The sequence below is a fragment of the gamma proteobacterium symbiont of Axiagastus rosmarus genome (assembly GCF_059730925.1).
In genome coordinates this window covers 2083130-2102386 of sequence record NZ_AP035925.1, presented here as the reverse complement: position 1 = coordinate 2102386, position 19257 = coordinate 2083130, and the positions used below count along the sequence as shown (strand labels likewise).

Here is a 19257-nt window from a genome sequence, read left to right as displayed (position 1 = left end):
TCTGCTTTTATTACTTTTAAATCCTCCGCTGCCACATTGTGTCGCTGTCATTTTTTTGTCATTTCCACGTCAGCGGAATGTTGGTCCCCGGCGCTTACAGTGGTGCATGAACCCCGATTAATTATGAGGACCGATCATGACATTACGCAAAATCACGGCGCTGACGGCGCTAGTAATCTCTGCCCTGAGTGCCGGACTGGCGCACGCCGACAGCGCTGCCGCGCCGCAGGAAGTAAAAAATATTGTGCTGGTCCATGGCCTGTACGCTGATGGCTCCAGCTGGGGCAAAGTCATCCCACTGTTGCAGGCGAAAGGTCTGCACGTCACCGCGGTACAAAACCCAACGACGTCGCTGAATGATGACGTGGCGGCGGTGAAACGCGCGCTGGCACAGCAGAACGGACCGGTGATTCTGGTTGCGCACTCTTATGGCGGCATGGTTATCAGCCAGGCGGGCGATGAACCTGAAGTGAAGGGGCTGGTGTACATCGCGGCGCGCGCGCCGGAGGCCGGTGAAGATTATCCGGCGCTCACCAAAAAGTTCCCTGCAGCACCGGTTGCCGCTGGCCTGAAGTGGCGTGACGACGGTTTTGGCGCGCTCAGTGAACAGGCGTTTATCCACGACTTTGCCGGCGATCTGCCAGAAAGCGAAGCGCGGGCTTATTACGCCGTTCAGCAGCCGATGGGTAAAGCCATTACCCAGGCGAAAACCAGCGTGGCGGCCTGGCATAGCAAACCGAGCTGGTATGCGGTGTCTACGGAGGATCACACTATCAATCCGGATCTGCAGCGCTTTATGGCGAAACGCATGCATGCGCAGACCATCGAACTCAAGGCCAGCCATGTGTCGCTGATTTCCCAGCCGCAGGCGGTGGCAAATCTGATCATGAAAGCCGCGCACGTACCAGGGTATTGAGCGCACCCTTACCGGGTGCATGTTTGATAGCGGCGCAATTTATTGCGTGATAAACGCGCCGCTACCAGAGGTGCGCGCCCTGCCTCATGAATGCGCTGGGGCACTCTTCATATCCAGTTCATAAACCACACAGGGCTGGTCGTAATGCTGCTCGATACCGCGATAGCGCATACCCAGCCGCTGCATCACCCGATGGGATGCAAGGTTTTCCGGATGTGCCACCGCCACCAGATAATCCACGCCAATCTGCCCGGTAGCAAACTGCACAATCGCCGTGGCGGCTTCGGTGGCATATCCTTTCCCCTGACTGCTGCGCAACAGTCGCCAGCCAATTTCCAGCGGCGCCTGTTCCTGATGGGCCAGATGCTGCAGACAAGCCGCTCCGACGATGTCATCGCTGCTCTTCTCGCGCAGCGCCCACCAGGAAAAACCATAGCGCTGCCAGCGTTGCTGCACGCGCTCAATGGTCGCCAGCGTCTCGTCCTCGCTCTTCACCTGTCCCTCATTGATATAACGCATGATTTCCGGGTCATCATCCATCGCGCGCAAGCCGGCGAGGTGGCTTAGCGCAAAAGGTTCCAGTCGTAAGCGTTCTGTTTCAATCACTGCCTGCATAACTCTCTCCCCGGGTTGTCCTGTTCGCCACCAGTAGTGGCTATGTAGTTAGCGCATCATCGCCTTTGTGCGCGTCCGTTACCGGCCAGGCTCCTGACATTAACGGACAACATTGCCAGCGTCATCACAATTTCCAATGACCGGTCAGCTTGTAACCTCATCAACCTCGTGACAATATCGCTACATGTATATACATGTATGTTTCGTGACATTTACCACCGACTAACAAGAAAAATCAATGACTAACCACCTTTAGCCGTTCCAGCGAGGAAACTATGTCCGCTCAGATACCTGCCGCAGATTATTCAGGTGCAGAGAAACAGCGCCTGTCAGAAACACGTTCCATTGATTACATCCCGCTCAGCGAGCGTCACGGGCATCCGTTTAGCCAGTTCACATTGTGGTTTGGTGGCAATTTGCAGATTACCGCCATTGTTACCGGTGCGCTGGCGGTGGTACTGGGCGGCGATGTGGTGTGGTCGATTGTCGGTTTACTGGTGGGACAGATCGTCGGCGCGGCCATCATGTCGCTGCACGCGATTCAGGGCCCGCGGCTTGGCCTGCCGCAGATGATCACCAGCCGTATGCAGTTTGGCGTGTTTGGCGCGGTGATCCCGCTGGTGCTGGTGTGCATTATGTATGTAGGCTTCTCGGCCAGCGGCACGGTACTGGCCGGCCAGGCGCTGGCGAAGCTGGTCAACGTCAGCAATGCAGCCGGCATGATCATCTTCAGCGCCATCATCATTGTGATTGCGGTGCTCGGCTATCGGGTGATTCATAAACTCGGCAAAGTGGCCAGCGTCATCGGCGTGCTGGCGTTTGTTTACCTGTTCATCACCCTACTCTCCAGCCACGATTTAGCGGCCGTCTGGCAAAATCAGCACTTCAGCGTTGCCAGTTTTCTGCTGGCGGTATCGCTCTCCTCGTCATGGCAGATTGCGTTTTGCCCTTATGTGTCGGACTACTCGCGCTATCTGCCGGTGGATGTCTCCGCGAAAAAGCTGTTCAGTTCGGTGTTTTTTGGCACCGTGCTGGGCACGCAGGCATCCATGACGCTGGGCGTCATTGTGGCAGCGATTGCGGGTAAAGCGTTCTCCGGTAATGAAGTGGGCTACATCGTCGGGCTGGGCAGCAGCGCCACTATGGCGATGGTTATCTACTTCGCCATCTGCTTTGGCAAAATCACCTTCACCACGCTCAATGCCTACGGCAGCTTTATGTCGCTGACCACCATTGTCTCCGGTTTTCGCCAGCAAACCGCGATTAGCCGTGGCGGACGCATCCTGTTTGTGGTGTTGATGGTCACGATCTCATGCATCATTGCGCTGCTCAGCGAACCGGCGTTTCTCAAATCATTTACCCACTTCCTGCTGTTCCTGCTGGCCTTTTTTGTGCCGTGGAGCGCCATCAGCCTGACCGATTTTTATCTGATTACCAAAGGGAAAGTCGATGTGCCCGCGCTGTCTCAACCGGATGGCCGCTACGGTCGCTGGAACTGGGCCGGCATTATCATTTACTTCCTCGGGGTGCTGGTACAGCTGCCGTTCATTGATAACCCGCTGCATCATGGTTCCCTGACGTGGATTTTTGCCGGCAACGATGTGTCATGGATCATCGGCTGGTTTGTTACCGCGCTGCTGTGGCTGGCCGCACGTCGCTTTGATCGACGCGGGAAACTGGCCGACTCGGTTTATCCTCAGTGACGTTGTCACATACTAATGCTGCGGCGCGTGTTTTCGCGCCGCCCTCATCGGCAATATCCTGATAATGCCGTAAACGCTGCGGCACGCTACACTGCTGATCGCCCTTTCGAGAATGCAGGAGTCATGGATGCCAGCCTCAGCGCTTTCACTGTTCACCCCGGCCACGCAACAGTGGTTTCGCCGCACTTTCCCGGCGGCGACTCCCGTACAACAGGAAGCCTGGCGCGCCATCGCCAGCGGACAACACTGCCTGGTGATTGCCCCAACCGGCTCCGGCAAAACGCTGGCGGCATTTCTGCATGCGATCGACGCGCTGTATCGCGAGCGCAGCCGTGACGAACCCGTAGCGCGCAGTCACAAGACGCGCATTCTGTATATTTCACCGGTTAAAGCGCTTGCGGCTGACGTGCAGCGTAACCTGGCGCTACCGCTGGCGGGCGTTGCCGCTGAGCGCGCGGAATTGGGTGAGGCGGAAATCACGCTGGAGGTCGGCATGCGCTCCGGCGACACGCTCAGCGCCGAACGGGCAAAGCTGCAGCGCCGGCCGCCGGACATCCTGATTACTACCCCGGAATCGCTTTTCCTGCTGCTGACGTCAAAAGCCCGCGAAACGCTGCGTGGCATCTCGACCGTGATTATTGACGAAGTTCATGCGGTGGCGGGAAGTAAACGCGGCGCCCATCTGGCGCTCAGCCTGGAACGGCTCGATGTATTGCTGGCGCAGCCTGCTCAGCGCATTGGCCTGTCGGCCACCGTGCGACCGCCAGAAGCGGTGGCGGCTTTCCTCGGTGGCGCGGGTATTGCGCGCATCGTCAACCCGCCGGCGCAGCGGCCGCTGCAGCTGACAATTACTGTGCCGGTAGAGGACATGACGGACATCCAGCAGCGTCCCGATGCGCGCGCCGCGCAGGAGAGCAGCCTCGCCGCCGGTTCCATCTGGCCACATATTGAAGCCGGCATTCTGGATGAGGTATTGCGCCATCGCGCGACTTTGGTGTTTACCAATTCGCGTGGGCTGGCGGAAAAACTCACCGCACGGCTCAATGAACTGTATGCGCGACGCGCCGCGCCGGAACAGGGCGTAGCAGAGCCAGCCCTCGCCTATGGCTCTTTTAGCGGTGGAACCGAAAAACGCGCCACGCCTGCTGAAGCGTATATTGCCCGTTCGCATCATGGCTCGGTGTCGAAAGAGCAGCGGCTGGAGATTGAGAACGCCCTGAAAGCCGGCGAACTGCGCTGCGTGGTGGCGACATCCAGTCTTGAACTGGGAATCGACATGGGCGATATCGATCTGGTGATTCAGGTCGGGGCACCGCCTTCGGTGGCCAGCGCGCTGCAGCGTATTGGCCGGGCCGGTCACCAGGTCGGCGGTACGCCGAAAGGCATTATCTGGCCGCGCACGCGCCGCGATCTGGTTGATGCGGCCGTGACGGTGGACGCAATGCTGGCAGGTGAACTGGATGCTATCGCTTTGCCACACAATCCGCTCGATATTCTCGCCCAGCATACGGTGGCGGCGGCGGCCATGGACACCCTGTCCGTCGAGGCGTGGTATCAACAGGTACGCCGTGCCGATCCGTTTAAAACGTTACCACGTAACGCCTTCGATGCGGTGCTGGATATGCTGTCTGGCCGCTACCCTTCGGACGAGTTTGCTAACCTGCGCCCGCGCATCATCTGGGATCGACAACAGCAAACCTTAAGCGGTCGCCCGGGCGCGCAGCATCTGGCCGTCACCAGCGGTGGCACCATTCCGGACCGCGGGATGTTCAGTGTGATGCTGCCGGAGGGCGAAGAACAGTCCGGTGCGCGCCGGGTCGGCGAACTGGATGAGGAGATGGTGTATGAGTCGCGAATTAACGACATCATCACGCTTGGCGCCACCTCGTGGCGCATCCAGCAAATTACGCACGATCAGGTGGTAGTGGTGCCGGCACCCGGTCGCTCGGCGCGCCTGCCCTTCTGGCACGGCGACAGTCTCGGGCGTTCGGCGACACTCGGCGAAGCCATTGGCCGCTATTTGCGACATGCCGCCAGCGGGGTGTTGCCCGGCAGCGACAACCTTGACGCCAATGCCCGACACAACATTCGTGCGCTCATCGACGAACAGATTGCCGCCACAGGCCTGGTGCCTGACGATCGCAATTTGCTGATTGAGCGTTGTCGCGATGAAACCGGCGACTGGCGCGTGATTTTGCATTCCCCTTATGGTCAGCGTGTGCATGCGCCATGGGCGCTGGCCATCGCTGAGCGGATTGGCCGCCAAATGGGCCTCGATCCGGCCGTGGTCGCCAGCGATGATGGGATTGTCGCGCGCTTCCCTGACAGCGAAGGCCGGGTGCCAGGCGCTGAACTGTTTTTGTTTGCGCCGGACGAACTCCAGCGACAGGTGACGGCTGCGGTGGGACATTCTGCGCTTTTTGCCGCCCGCTTCCGCGAATGCGCCGCGCGCGCCCTGCTGCTGCCGCGCCGCAACCCCGGTAAACGTTCTCCGCTGTGGCAGCAGCGGCTGCGTGCCGGGCAACTGCTGGAAGTGGCGCGGCAGTTCGACGATTTCCCGATTTTGATCGAAACCGCGCGGGAATGTCTGCAGGACGTGTATGACCTGCCGGCGCTGCATCAGCTGATGGCGCGGATACAACAGGGCGAGGTTAAGCTGACTGAAGTCACCACCGATACGCCCTCGCCGTTTGCTGCACCGCTGCTGTTTGGCTATGTCGCCGAATTCATGTATGCCAGCGATGCGCCGCAGGCGGAGCGGCGCGCCTCAATGCTGGCGCTCGACAGCACGCTGCTGAGCGATCTGCTGGGCCAGGTTGAGATGCACGAGCTACTGGCGCCCGAGGTGGTGGCACGCATTGAGCAGGAGCTTCAGCGCACCGTCCCCGATTATCAGGCCAGCACTCAGGAAGCCGTGGTTGATCTGCTGCGCGAGCTGGGGCCGCTCACTGTGCCGGAAATCACGGCGCGCTACAACGGCGAGGCGGCGCTGATGCCGCTGCTAACCGCGCTGCAACAGGCGCAGCGCATCATTCAGGTTACGATTGCGGCAGAGACGCGCTGGGCTGTCGCCGAAGATGGCGTGCGGCTGCGCGACGCTCTGGGCACGGCGCTGCCAGCTGATCTGCCCGGCGGGCTGCTCGCGCCGGTGGCCCGTCCGCTGCATGACTTACTTAATCGCTATCTGCGCACCCACGCTGTCGCCACCAGTCTGAAAATCGCCGCCCGCTTTGGTCTGGGCCGCGCCGTGGTCGACGATACGCTGGAGGAGCTGCGTCAGCAGCAACGCGTACTGAAAAGCGATTTCCTCTCGCCTGCAGTCGATGCGTCAACGCAGTGGGTAGCGGAAAGCGTGTTCCGTCGTCTGCGCGTGCGCTCGCTGCAGGCGGCGCGCGAGGCCACCCGACCGGTCGAAGCGCCGGCGTACGTGGCTTTTCTGCTCGAGCGTCAGGGATTACTGAGCGACGTCGCAGCATCCGCGGCACAGGGCGCCTTTGCCGGTATCAACGGCGTGGCGCGGGTGATTGAACAACTGGCTGGCGTGGCGCTGCCGGTTTCGCTGTGGGAAAGCCAGATTTTGCCGGCGCGGGTGCGTGACTATCAGCCTGCGATGCTGGATGAGCTGCTCTCTTCCGGTGAAGTCATCTGGAGTGGCCAGCGGGCACCTGGCACGCAGGACGGACTGGTCTCCCTGCACCTGAGTGAGTTTGCCAGCGAAACGTTACCGGTGCCTGATGAGGGTAACAATGTGACGTTGTCACCCTTGCAGCAGACAATTGTGGCGCAGTTACAGGACGGCGGCGGCTGGTTCGCCCGCGAGCTGCTGCCGCGCGTGATGGCGCAGCCTGAACAATCTGTCGATCCCGGCGAAGTCTTTGCCGCGATGTGGGAGCTGGTATGGCGCGGCTATCTGACCATGGATACCTGGGCCGCGCTGCGCCAGCTCAGCACCACCAGCCACACGCCGCGTCCACGCCCGGCCCGTCCTGCGCGCAGTCGCCACAGTCGGGCCAGTTTCGCGGCCAGCCGCAGTGCTGCTGCGCAGCCCTCGCTCAACAGCATGGCCGGACGCTGGTCGCTGATTGTGCGGCAGCCGCTGACCGACACCGAACGCGCCCTGGCGCTGACTGAAAATATGCTCGACCGCTTTGGCGTGATCACGCGCGGTGCCGCCGTGGCAGAGCAGATTCCCGGCGGCTTTCCGGCGTTGCAGCCGCTGTTGCGCGGCATGGAGGATGCCGGACGGCTGCTGCGCGGGCGCTTTGTTGCCGGCATGGGCGGCGCGCAGTTTGCTGAAAATCCGGCTATCGACCGGCTGCGCCAGCTCGGCAGTGCGCAGGCCACGCATCCGCCGGTGGCGCTGGCAGTGCTGGATCCCGCCAATCCCTTTGGCGTGCAGCTGGCGTGGCCGCTCAGCGTCGGTGGCGTGCGGCCTACCCGCCGCAGCGGCGCACTGGTGGTGATTGGCAATGGGCGCGTTATGCTGTGGCTGCCGCCGGGTGGTAAAGAGCTGTTAACTTTTGGCGACATGAGTGAGGAGCAACGCCAGGCCGCGATCGTGGCGCTGGGCCATGCCTTACGCCGGGAGAAGACCCACAGCTTCATTCTCGAACGGGTGGACGATCAGCCGGCCAGCCAGTCATCACTGCTACCGGCCCTGAAAGCCATCGGCTTTTCCCGCGTGCCGAAAGGTTACAGCTGGTATGGCTAAGCCTGCAGGCGGTAACGATGCTGCTGCAGGCGTTCGGCCTGACGCGGCGTGGCCACCGGCCAGCTAAGTTGCGGAAACAGGTATAACCGGATGCTGAACAGATGAAACAGCGGCAGCAGCAGCGCCTCGTCACGCTGCGCCAGCTGTTCCAGCTGCATCAGCAGCACATCGAGCTCCTCCTGCAAATCCTCATGCGGCGGCGTCTGCAGCGACTTCAGCCTGCGCTTAAGAAACAGTCCCAGCTCGTGAAACATCTGCCCGCTGTCCAGCTGATAACGGCTCAGCAGCGCCTGATGGCGCGCGTAGTAGTCAAAGCTATTAACCCCCAGCCACACCTCGGTCAGCAGCATTCCTGCCGGCGCCATATCGGACTGCGGATCAAGGTGCAGGCGTGGCAGCACCACGTTGACCTTATCCAGCATCAGGCCAATAAAACGCTGGCGTCCCAGCAGCGATGAGCCGTTGCGCTCAATCTCCTTGATAAAGCGCAGCAGTTCACGCAGGCCGTGACGCACGGCACGGCGCGCGGTCCACGATGGCCGCTTGTTGCGCATCAGCGCGGTCAGGATCACCGCAAACAGCACGCCGGCCATTGAAGCAATCGCGTTATTCACCAGCAGCACCAGATCGGGTTTCAGATGATGTCCGAGCCCGATAAAGCCGGGGATCTGAATCGCCACGCTCAGACCGATCATGTTGCTGGCCGGTCGCGCAATCATCAGCCCGAGCAGCAGCAAACCCGGAGCCAGACAGAGGATCAGCGCCTCGAACGAGGTTGCCTGCGGCAGCAGCAGCGCGACATAAATCACGCTGTTAAAAATCGCCACGATCACCCCACGAATAAACAGCTTCATTGAGGTCAGCGGCGTATCGAGGCTGGCGAAGAAGGAGCTGAGAATCGCGGCCATCACTGGCGCTGATGCCCCGTCGCGCCAGCCGGTCGCCATCCACAGCAGGCAGGAACCAAAGGTGGCGCAAAATGCCGTCAGCGCCGACAGCCGAATCAGCCCTTTGTCGAAAAAGCGATGCGTGCGTTTGCCGCGCGCCAGCGTGGTGTCGCCTGACAGATCGCTGACCAGCCCGCCCACGCTCTGGTAAGCCCCGGCGATACGCACAAAATCCACCAGCCGCTCCAGCAGGCCGGTAAACAGCAGGCAGTGTTCGGTAGACAGCTCGCCGTTGCGCCACGCCGCATTCAGCCGATCCTGACAAAGGCTCAGTTCCAGCTGAATGCCAATGACATCGCCCACCGCTTCGCCGTCATTCAGCCACAGCAGGAACTGCTGCAGGGTCTGCTCAACCCAGGCAGGAAAGGCAATCTGGCGCGCCGCCAGCCGCTGCAACCGCATCTCAATCGCCGTCAGCGTGGGGATTAAGTATGAAAGATGCTGATACTGCGTGCTGACCAGGCGAATCAGACGCCGGGCCGCGTCGCCCTCGTACACGCAATGGGTAATCAGGATCTCGACCTGCTGCGGATTAGTGGCCATGCGGGTCAGGATTTCGTCGCGTTCTGGCGATCGGTCAGCGGAAATACCAGAGAGTAAATCGCGGCACAGCTTGCGCCCGTTGAGATACCACTGGCTGACGCTCTGCTCCAGCAGACTGCGCATCGAGACCGGAAACAACAGCGCGTGCACCAGGCTGCTACACACAATGCCTAAAGTAATTTCCTCAATGCGCGACAGCACGGTGCTGGTGATACCGAGCGGCGTCGTCACTTCCGGGAAACCCATAATCGCGGCGCTGTAGCCCGCCAGCATAAAAACATAGCTTTTCGGTGTGCGGTCGTGCAGCGACAGATAGAGACACAGGCTCACCCACAGTGAGATACACAGGCTGAACAGCAGCGGATGCGCCACGGTGAGCGGAAAGATAAAAAAGATGAAGACGCCACCGAGCAGCGTGCCAAGCAGGCGGAACAGCGATTTGGAGATGGTGGAGGCCGAATAAAGCTGCGATGCCACAAACACCGTGGTCAGCGCCCAGGCGGGACGATCAACATTCAGTTCAAGAGCCAGATACAATGCCAGAAAGCCGGCCAGACAGGTTTTTACAGCAAAAAAAACGGCGTTTTTCGAAAACCACTGCATGTCACGGAGACCAGAAGGCGCTAAGTGCGGCGTATCCTGCCAGAATCTGGCGGGCGCTCATCCCGATAACTACGACAAATTGTTTCGTAATCGAAAACGGTGTTCATACGCGCCTGACAGCAGGCACAGAATGCTTTAAAGAAACTAATCGAACGCAGCGATCGGCGGGTCGCCGGCGGGATATCTGCGCTGTCACTGCCGCAGAAAGCAGCAATCTGCCTTCAGCGGCAGAAATGTGTCGCAGATCACACTTTACTGCCAGGCGATGCTATCCATAAAATAATTTCGCGCAATAAGGCGCAGTTTCCTGCGCCCGATCATTTTAATAGCTGACGATGGTCACCCAGTTCGCATCCCGGCCGGCTGGCGCCTCGCCGACCCGCTGCAACACTCCGCTGCGCGCCTCAATCGCGTAGCTGCCAATAACCGCACTCTTCTCACCGCTCACCACCAGCCAGCGGCTATCGGGGCTGATCGCCATGCCGCGCGGCTGTTTCTCCACCGGCCAGCTGCCGATCAGCGTCAGTTTGCCATCCTGCTGATTAACACGATAACCGCTCACGGTACTGCTGGTGCGCTCGCTGACATACAGAAAACGCCCGTCCGGCGTCAGTTGGGTATCCGCTGACCAGATGCGCGGCGTGCTGTCGCTGTAACCCGGCGGCCGTTCACGGCCATGTTGCAGATGATACTGCGCCGCCACCGCGTTGGGCGTTTCCGCCACTTTCACCAGCTCGCCGCTGGCTTCGCGCCGGAACTGGGTAATGATGCCGCCCATTTCACCAATGTTGTACAGATAGCGATTATCCGGCGATAACACTGAGTGGCGCGGACCGTTATCGGCGGCGGTTGCTACCTCCCCCTTGCCGAGGGCGCTCAACGTACCGTCTGCGCCCAGCCTGAGCTGCAGCACGCGATCGGTGCCAAGATTACCCACATAAGCGTGACGACCGCTGGCATCGACAATCACTGAATGCGCCGCATGACCGGTTTTATAGCTGCCGACCGGCGGCGTAGCGATGGTGCCGCTGGCTGTCAGGCGGTAAACCTGCACCACGTCGCCATCATAAGAGGCCCCCAGCAGAAAGCGTCCCTGACGGTCAGTGCTGATGTAGGGGTAACTGGCCGCAGCCGGCACGGTGTGCCGGTTGTTCAGCTCGCCGCTCTGCGAGTCAATCTGCCAGCTCGCCAGCTGCAGCGGTTTACTGCGAATCGCCGCATACAGCGTTTTGTGATCCGCACTCAGCGCCATCGGCATCACTTTGCCCCCGGCCTCAGTGTGGCCAAGCAGCTGCAAAGCGCCGCTGCGTGCGTCCAGCGTATAGCGCGCGATGGTGCCGTCGTCGGCGGCGGATACGTAAACAAAGGTCTGCGCCAGCAGTGGCGCGCTCACCGTCATTGCCGCCAGCAGCGTAACGGTGCGCAGGCTGTTTATCATGGTGTTCTCCTTGATGAGGGGTAATCAGACCCGGTTATACGCAGTAAAGCATGCGCCTGTTATGTGAGTTTGCCCGACCTCACCTGGGCACTTCTCCAGCAAGCCAGGCTAATCAGGCAATTAGCGCGCCGGCGAACCTGATGTTTTGTCCGGGTTTGTGCGCGGGCTCACCTGGCGTGGCCGCGATGTGGTGCAGGATTTTGCGGTGATGATTCTGGCTACGGTGGGTATACCACACAACTGGCTGAATACCTGACAGCGCGTCAGGTATTCAGCCGTGTCACCGGATTTAGCGTACCGATTGCGCGACAGGCGCAAAGCTTACTGCAACTTCACGCCTTTGGTTTCTGGCGCTAACCAGACCACGACCATCGCGGCAAGAAAGGCGATCACCGTGGTAGCCAGCCCGGCGGTGAATCCTCCAACGCTGGCCACAAAGCCAATCAGTAGCGGCGCGATAAAGCCGCCCAGGCGCCCGCCGTTATACGCCAGCCCCATTAAAAAGCCGCGTGACTGCGTGTCGCCAATGATCTCGGCGAGAAAAGGACCGGAGCCGGCAAAAATACCGTTTACGCCAAACCCTGCCATAAAGATCGCGACCATCAGAATCAGCGGCTGAGTGGTCGCCAGATACATGCCGACCGCCACCGCACCGATAAACAGGTAGAGCAGAAACATCGGCCTGCGCCCCCACTTATCGGCCAGCAGTGAGAACACCAGGAAGCCTGCAATGGCACCGGTTTGCAGGGCCAGCACAAATTTCAGGCTATGAAGAAAATCAAGATGCTTAACTTCACGAAGATAGGTTGGCGTCCAGGTGAATACGCCCCAGAACAGGTACTGAATGAAAAAGATAAAGGTAAATGCCAGCAGCAATCCTTTGAGGTTGATTTTGCCGGTAACTGCCGTTTTGCTCTGGCGGTGAGCGCGTTCCTGCTGGCGCGCCAGCCAGACAGGTGATTCAGGCGTGATATAAGCAATGACCATCATGATAAACACCGGCAGTGCGCCAATCATGAAAAGGTAGCGCCAGCCGCCGTTTTCCAGCCCGCCGGTCAGGGCCGTCACCAGCGCCGTCAGGCCAATCGCCAGAATCGCCCCCACCGGTAACCCCATTTGCATCAGCGCGCCACCGCGTGCACGACGTTCCGGACGCCATGTTTCGGCGATCAGTGCCGCTCCTGACGTCCACATGCCGCCCATACCCAGCGCACCGCAGAATCGCAGCGCAGCAAACGCCTGAGGATTGTGGGAGAACGCCAGCAGTCCGGAGAAAAGTGAATAGATCGCGATACAGATAAAGGCCGTTCTGACGCGTCCGATCTTATCGGCAACCAGCCCAAACAGAATGCCACCAATAATCTGCCCGCCTGCCGTGGTGCTGATAAACACGCCAAGTTCCGTTTTGCTGACATCAAATACCACGCCCAGTACCGGTAATAACAGCGAGAGCAAAAACGAGTCATAGCTTTCAAACGTCCACCCTAACCCGCCCAGCGCCAGCGTCCTTTTTTCTGCCGATGTATACGAGATCGCTGCAGCGGACGCATCCTGCGCCAGGGGAGGCGCTTCATGCAGTCTTGATTTGATATTCATCCATATTCTCCAGGGAGGATAAGCGATAGCGTGCAGCCGCGGTGCGCCAGAACAGCTGTTCTCTTTCGGTCGGCGAAGCGTGCTCAGCCAGCCTTTTACAGGCATTCCAGAATACGCCGTAGCTGAACATCCCTTTGTCGACAGGGAAGTCGCTGGCGAACATACAGCGCCCGACGCCAAACGCGTCAACCAGGGTTTCAAACTGCGGCCGCCAGGCCTGCGAGAGCGTCAGGGAGTCCGGTGGCGTGGCGTGCTGGGCGAAGGAGTAGCCCATGACGGTCATGCCGAAACCGCTGATTTTGATGCTCACGTTTGGCAACGCCGCCAGCGCGATGATTGCCTTTTTCCATTCCTGGAAGGTGGCATCCCGTTTGTCGGCATACGGCCCGCTACCGATCGGCCCGCCGCAATGGTCCACAATAATGTGCAGTTCGGGTAGCGCTCGTGCCAGCTCAGCGATTTCATCGAGTTGGGTGTGATAAACCCAGACATCCAGCGACAGTCCTTTGCGGGCCAGACATGCGGCACCGCGCCGGAATGCGGCACTGGCCGCCAGACCGGCGGGCGGCGTCGCGGGACTGGATACCACGCGCGGGTCATCGTGCCAGGCCAGCGGATTACGCATCCCGCGTAATCGTCCCCCTGAACGTTCCGTCATGGTTTCAATCACCGGCAGCAGGTCATCGCCAGTCAGCAGGCTGGCACCGCCGACAATCGCTTCACAGCCTGCCGCCGCGCCGTAATGGCCGCTGTCAAACATTGCCGCGACGCCGCTGGCAAACTCCACCTCACCGACGGGTTTGAAGGCCTCCGGTCCGTTGCGGCGCAGCATTGAACGGCACTGAATGTAGACGGTAGAGAGTATCCGGTGGCCGGATGTTTCGATATCGTGGCTGAATTCAGGCGCCAGATAACGCCCTGACTGGCGGTCCCATAAGTGATGATGCGCATCGACCATCGGCAGGTCGGGCATCAAAGCGGGTTCACGATGCAGTGCCAGCCAGTGCTCTCTGACTGGCAGATGCGGTGCGTTAACGATCTCCATAGTATCCCCTCTTAACTGCCTGATTTAAATCAGGTCTGAAACGCTGCTGGCATGCCTCATCGGCTAAGCCATGAGTTGCACCAGATAAAACATAGTTTTACATAGTAAATTGACTATAGATTCACCGCATAACCGATAGCCAGCAAAAAGGGGATGTTAATGATGTAAGTAAGATGTTAATCACAAATGTCCTGCTACATCGCCAGGTTTCAATCTTTAGCAGCAGCGTCACCCTCAATGTGCGTCGCCTCGACCTGACGAACAAGACTACGCCTCTCGGGTTTTAAGCGCTTTCAGGCGCGCCGGAAGCGCCCGCTCTGTCGCTTTGCGATGGTAAGGCGAAAGCTTGCGCCAGCTTTGGGTTTCCCCACGGGTGCGTCCGCATCCTTCGCACCAGCCGGTTTTCGTATCAAACACACAGAGATCGATGCACGGCGATTTTGCGGCCATATCCAGCCTCCTGGGATTTGGATGTCAATGTCGGGGTAATCAGTTGCAGGCGGCCCGAAAGCGCCGTAAAGTGAGTTATATACTATACCCCAGTATAGAACATGATCAACCGGAGGCAGTAATGGCCCATACCCTGAGAAATCAGAAAAGCTTGCTCACCCGCATTCGACGTATAAAAGGTCAGGCGGCGTCGCTGGAAACCGCCGTCGAATCGGGTGAAGAGTGCCTCAAGGTACTGCAGCAGGTCGCGGCAGTGCGCGGCGCTATTAATGGCCTGATGAGCGAATTGCTCGAAGGCCATATACGCGAACATTTGATGAACGCAGAGGCTACGCCGCAGGCGCGAAGTGAGGATCTGGAAGAGATCGTGGCGGTCATTCGTTCTTACCTGAAATAGAACCTCAGGCACGCAGCCGGCTTAATGATAATTATCGGGAATAACGATGCTCTGGCTAATCTCAAAATACGCGTTAACCGCCTTTATGGTGGTACTGATCTCAGAAGCCGCGAAACGCAGCGATCGTCTGGGCGGCCTGCTCGCCGCTTTACCGCTGGTCACCTTGCTGGTGCTTATCTGGATGAAAATAGAAGGACAAACGCAGGAAAAAATTGCCGCTCACGCATGGTATACGTTCTGGTATGTGGTGCCGACACTGCCGATGTTTATCCTGTTTCCGTTTTTTTACCAGCGCGTCGGCTTCTGGCTCACGCTACTGCTCTCCTGCGTGATTACCGTGGTGCTGTTCGCCCTCTGGGCGGTAGTGCTGAAGCGGTTTGGTATCATTCTGATGTAGGCGCAAGCCGCATCAATCATCCATTCCCTGCCCGGTCATTGGCTACACTTACTGTTTTACCCGCGCAGAAACAAGGAAATGCTATGACTCAACACGCTTCACTCAATCACGCCTGGCTGCTGGCGTCACGCCCGGACGGCGAGCCGGTGAAAGAGAACTTCCGCTTTGTCGAACAACCGCTGCCGCAGGTGCAGGCGGGACAGATGCTGCTGCGCACCCACTATCTGTCGCTCGACCCGTATATGCGTGGCCGCATGGATGACAGCAAATCCTACGCGCCGCCGGCGCAACTCGACCAGCCGATGGTCGGCGGCACCGTATGCCAGGTGGCGGAATCGCAGCATCCGGACTTCAGCGCCGGCGACTGGGTACTGGCGGCCAGCGGCTGGCAGAGCTATGCCCTGTCCGATGGCACTGGCGTGACTAAAATCGGTCATCTGCCCCATCCATCCTGGGCGCTCGGCATTCTGGGTATGCCGGGCTTTACCGCCTACATGGGCCTGATGGATATCGGTCAGCCCAAAGCCGGTGAAACGCTGGTTGTCGCCGCCGCCACCGGACCGGTGGGTGCCACGGTCGGTCAGCTCGGTAAGCTGAATGGCTGCCGCGTCGTCGGCGTGGCCGGCGGTGAGGAGAAGTGCCGCTACGCGATTGACACCCTCGGTTTTTCCGCCTGTATCGATCATCATCGTGACGATTTTGCAGAACAGCTGGCGGCCGCCTGCCCGGACGGTATCGACATCTATTTTGAAAACGTCGGCGGCAAAGTATTCGATGCCGTCTTCCCGCTGCTCAACACCGCCGCGCGCGTGCCGGTGTGTGGCCTGGTGTCGGGCTACAGCAGTCGCGAACTGCCACCCGGCCCCGATCGCACGCCGCTGATCATGGGCGGGATTCTGAAACGCCGCATCCGTATGCAGGGCTTCATTATCTTCCAGGATTATGGCGATCGCTATCCGGAATTCCTGCAGGCGATGACGCCGCTGGTCGAGCAACAAAAAGTGTTGTACCGCGAACACAGGGTAGAAGGGCTGGAGCATGCGCCGCAGGCGTTTATTGACATGCTGAAAGGCAAAAACTTCGGCAAAACCGTGGTGAAAGTGGCGTAGCCAGCGGTTCTCTCCCCGACTGTAAATCCGGCCTTAGTGTGCGAGCACTAAGGCTTTTTTGCGCTTTGCTTAACCGCTATTGAGATATAAGCCCTCCGCGTGCGCATGCGATGATGCCCTCCTCTATCCTCTTCTACCGGAGAAGTCATTATGTCGCTGACCTTAGCCGACTCCGCGGCGCTGCCGCGTAAAGTCAATACGCAACAGGCGGAAGCACCGGTGCCATTACCGGCTGGCGCCGCGCATATCATTCGCGACGATGCGGAAGCTATCGCCGTAGCCCATCAGCTGGCGGCCAGCTTCGCGCGCGAGGCGGCACTGCGCGATCGTGAGGGCATTCTGCCCCTCAAAGAGCTGGATGCGTTCTCGCAAAGCGGCCTGTGGGCAATGGCCATCCCCAAAGCCTGGGGCGGAGCGGGCGTGTCGTGGACCACCGTGGCCAGGGTGATCGCCATCATTTCAGCTGCCGATCCGGCGCTCGGTCAGCTGCCGCAAAACCATCTGGCCGGTGTGGCCCATCTGCTGGAAGACGGTAGCGAAGCACAAAAACAGGTACTGCTGAGCGAGGTACTGGCCGGGCTGCGCTGGGGTAACGCCTTTTCGGAGAAGCATGGCCGCACGGTCGCCGATTTTCAGACGCGCTTTCGGCGTGACGGTGATGAGGTGGTGATTAACGGGGAAAAATTTTATGCCACTGGCGCGCTGCTGGCGCATCGAATCCATGCCGTGGCGCTGGACGAGCAGGACCGGGCGCATCTGATTGTGCTCGATCGCGACACGCCGGGCATCAGCGTCATTAATAACTGGTCGGCCTTTGGTCAGCGCACGACGGCTTCCGGTACCGTACTGCTGGAGAATGTCCGCGCCCCGCTGTCGCGCGTTATTCCAACCTGGCAGGCGTTTGAGCGGCCAACCGCTGCCGGGCCGATTTCACAGATCATTCAGGCGGCGGTGGATGTCGGTATTGCGCGCGGCACCATTGAAGACACCCTGCAATTTGTTCGCGAACGCTCGCGGCCGTGGATTGACAGTGGCCAGGCGCGCGCTGCCGATGACCACTTCACGCTGGCGGCAGTCGGTGATTTGAAAATCCGCCTGCACGCTGCCGAAGCGCTGCTGTGGCAGGCCGGAGCAGCGATTGACGCCGCGCTGGCGCAGCCCGATGAAACCAGCGTGGCACGCGCGACCGTGGCCACCGCCGAGGCCAAAGTGCTGACGACGGAGATCGCTCTGCTTGCCGGTAACAAACTGTTTGAGCTGGCTGGCACCCGCGCCACGCTGCAGGAGTTTAATCTGGACCGCCACTGGCGCAACGCGCGCACCCATACGCTGCACGATCCGGTGCGCTGGAAGTATTACCACGTGGGTAATTATTATCTCAACGGCACGCCGCCGCCGCGCCATGCGTGGAGCTAAGGGCGGCGGAAGCGCGTTGCCGGATGGTCAGCTGCCAGGCGCGGCTGACCCGTCAGACGTTCACGCAAGGTTAACGGCTGTGCTGGCTGAGGACGCACCCGCCCGCGCTGGCGCAGTACCGGCATGACCCAGGCAATGAAATCGTTGAAGCTGCCCGGGCTGATAGCCCAGCCCAGATTAAAGCCGTCCACGCCCGATTCTGCCGCAAACTGATCCAGCCGATCGGCAATGGTTTCGCCGCCGCCCACCAGCAACGGATGCAGACCACCGATACCGATGTAGCGGGCTGCCTCACGCAGCGTCCAGCGTTTTTGATCGTCAATTCGCGTCAGGCTGGCCAGCGCCGAACGGCAGGCGTCGGTTTCGCGAAAGGCCAGCGGCATGTCCGGATCCTCCTGCGACCAGTCGATACCGGTCCACGCCGAGAAAAGCGCCAGCGCAGCCTCTTCACTGATGTATTGCTGATAATCCTCAAGTTTGGCCCGGGCGGCATCATCATCCTCGGCCGTGATCACCGTGATGGCTGTGACAAAACGCAGCGACGCCGGATCGCGCCCTTCTGCCACGGCCAGCTGACGAATGCGCTGAATATCGCTGGCAATCGCCTGCGCGGTGACGCCACCGAGGAAAATGACTTCTGCGTTACGGGCAGCAAACTGCGCACCGCGTGCCGAAGCGCCAGCCTGAAACAGCACCGGGGTGCGCTGTGGGCTGGGCTCACTGAGATGTGCATCCGGCACCTGATACCAGCGACCATAATGCTGAATAGCCTGCACTTTTTGCGGATCGCTATACAGGCTGTTGGCTTTATCGCGGCTAACCGCATCTTCCTCCCATGAGCCTTCCCACAGCTTCGCGGTCACATCCAGAAACTCCTGTGCGCGATCGTAACGCTCATCATGCGGCAGCTGCCGGGTCAAACCCAGATTGCGCGCCCCGGAATCAAGCATGGAAGTCACCACGTTCCAGACGATACGCCCGCGGGTGAGATGATCAAGCGTCGTGAACTTGCGCGCCAGCAAATAAGGATGTTCGTAGGTGGCAGAGACCGTAATACCGAAACCGAGGTGCTGCGTGACGGCTGCCATGGCTGAGACCAGCAGCAGCGGATCGTTCACCGGCATCTGAGCGGCCAGGCGCAACGCCGCGTCCGGCTTGCCCTGCCATACATCCAGTTGTCCCAGCGCATCAGCAATGAACAGCGCATCAAAACCTGCGGTATCAAGCTGCCGCGCGAGGGTCGTCCAGTAATCCAGCTCGGTATAGCGGTGCGCCTGATCCTGGGGATGTCGCCACAATCCGGCAGAGAGATGACCAGGGACATTCATCATGAACGCAAACAGCAAAAACGGTGAAGGCATCCGTTACCCT

Annotated in this window: 14 protein-coding genes; 7 read left to right on the top strand and 7 right to left on the bottom strand. The window is 59.8% G+C overall.

Features of this window, described 5'->3' with window-relative positions:
- Positions 1–136: 136 nt before the first annotated feature.
- Positions 137–916 (top strand): alpha/beta hydrolase, encoded by a 780-nt coding sequence (locus AC6I8F_RS09760; RefSeq protein ID WP_058774676.1) that lies wholly within the window; start codon positions 137–139, stop codon positions 914–916.
- A gap of 84 nt (positions 917–1000) precedes the next feature.
- Here AC6I8F_RS09760 and AC6I8F_RS09755 read toward each other — a convergent pair whose 3' ends face one another.
- Positions 1001–1531, bottom strand: a complete 531-nt coding sequence (locus AC6I8F_RS09755; protein WP_058769804.1) for a GNAT family N-acetyltransferase — start codon at positions 1529–1531, stop codon at positions 1001–1003.
- A gap of 275 nt (positions 1532–1806) precedes the next feature.
- Here AC6I8F_RS09755 and AC6I8F_RS09750 point away from each other — a divergent pair, with 275 nt between their 5' ends.
- Together AC6I8F_RS09750 and AC6I8F_RS09745 are read left to right on the top strand one after the other, a co-directional pair.
- Positions 1807–3234, top strand: coding sequence for a purine-cytosine permease family protein (locus AC6I8F_RS09750; protein WP_088515770.1), 1428 nt, complete (start codon positions 1807–1809; stop codon positions 3232–3234).
- A gap of 127 nt (positions 3235–3361) precedes the next feature.
- On the top strand, positions 3362–7945 hold the full coding sequence (locus tag AC6I8F_RS09745; RefSeq protein ID WP_498027971.1) for an ATP-dependent helicase: 4584 nt from the start codon (positions 3362–3364) through the stop codon (positions 7943–7945).
- Here AC6I8F_RS09745 and AC6I8F_RS09740 read toward each other — a convergent pair.
- The 5 genes from AC6I8F_RS09740 to AC6I8F_RS09720 all read right to left on the bottom strand — a co-directional run bounded on the left by AC6I8F_RS09740 (position 7942) and on the right by AC6I8F_RS09720 (position 14567).
- The gene (locus tag AC6I8F_RS09740; RefSeq protein WP_498027970.1) at positions 7942–10038 is read right to left on the bottom strand and encodes an FUSC family protein; all 2097 of its coding nucleotides are present in this window, start codon (positions 10036–10038) and stop codon (positions 7942–7944) included. The genes AC6I8F_RS09745 and AC6I8F_RS09740 overlap by 4 nt on opposite strands.
- A 322-nt stretch (positions 10039–10360) precedes the next feature.
- The gene (locus tag AC6I8F_RS09735; RefSeq protein WP_211726173.1) at positions 10361–11476 is read right to left on the bottom strand and encodes a lactonase family protein; all 1116 of its coding nucleotides are present in this window, start codon (positions 11474–11476) and stop codon (positions 10361–10363) included.
- A gap of 321 nt (positions 11477–11797) precedes the next feature.
- Positions 11798–13072 (bottom strand): MFS transporter, encoded by a 1275-nt coding sequence (locus tag AC6I8F_RS09730; protein ID WP_498027969.1) that lies wholly within the window; start codon positions 13070–13072, stop codon positions 11798–11800.
- Entirely contained in the window at positions 13047–14117 is a 1071-nt protein-coding gene (locus AC6I8F_RS09725) for an amidohydrolase family protein (RefSeq protein ID WP_498027968.1), read from the bottom strand. The genes AC6I8F_RS09730 and AC6I8F_RS09725 overlap by 26 nt, the downstream gene beginning before the upstream one ends.
- A 267-nt stretch (positions 14118–14384) precedes the next feature.
- On the bottom strand, positions 14385–14567 hold the full coding sequence (locus AC6I8F_RS09720) for a DUF1289 domain-containing protein (protein ID WP_021506023.1): 183 nt from the start codon (positions 14565–14567) through the stop codon (positions 14385–14387).
- 121 nt (positions 14568–14688) lie between these two features.
- Between AC6I8F_RS09720 and AC6I8F_RS09715 the strand changes: the two genes are divergently transcribed.
- From AC6I8F_RS09715 to AC6I8F_RS09700, 4 genes are all read left to right on the top strand, one after another.
- Entirely contained in the window at positions 14689–14964 is a 276-nt protein-coding gene (locus tag AC6I8F_RS09715) for a metal/formaldehyde-sensitive transcriptional repressor (protein ID WP_058769814.1), read from the top strand.
- Positions 14965–15010: 46 nt separating this feature from the next.
- On the top strand, positions 15011–15361 hold the full coding sequence (locus tag AC6I8F_RS09710) for a DUF3147 family protein (protein WP_394516156.1): 351 nt from the start codon (positions 15011–15013) through the stop codon (positions 15359–15361).
- Between the two features lie 83 nt (positions 15362–15444).
- Positions 15445–16470, top strand: coding sequence for an NADPH-dependent curcumin/dihydrocurcumin reductase (gene curA / locus AC6I8F_RS09705; protein ID WP_498027967.1), 1026 nt, complete (start codon positions 15445–15447; stop codon positions 16468–16470).
- Positions 16471–16620: 150 nt separating this feature from the next.
- The gene (locus tag AC6I8F_RS09700) at positions 16621–17886 is read left to right on the top strand and encodes an SfnB family sulfur acquisition oxidoreductase (RefSeq protein ID WP_166718968.1); all 1266 of its coding nucleotides are present in this window, start codon (positions 16621–16623) and stop codon (positions 17884–17886) included.
- On the opposite strand, the gene AC6I8F_RS09695 is transcribed toward AC6I8F_RS09700, so the two are convergent.
- Positions 17883–19247 carry an LLM class flavin-dependent oxidoreductase gene (locus tag AC6I8F_RS09695; RefSeq protein WP_498027966.1) on the bottom strand — a complete coding sequence of 455 codons (1365 nt, stop codon included), beginning with the start codon at positions 19245–19247 and terminating at the stop codon, positions 17883–17885. The two genes, AC6I8F_RS09700 and AC6I8F_RS09695, sit on opposite strands and share 4 nt — an antisense overlap.
- Between the last annotated feature and the right edge of the window lie 10 nt (positions 19248–19257).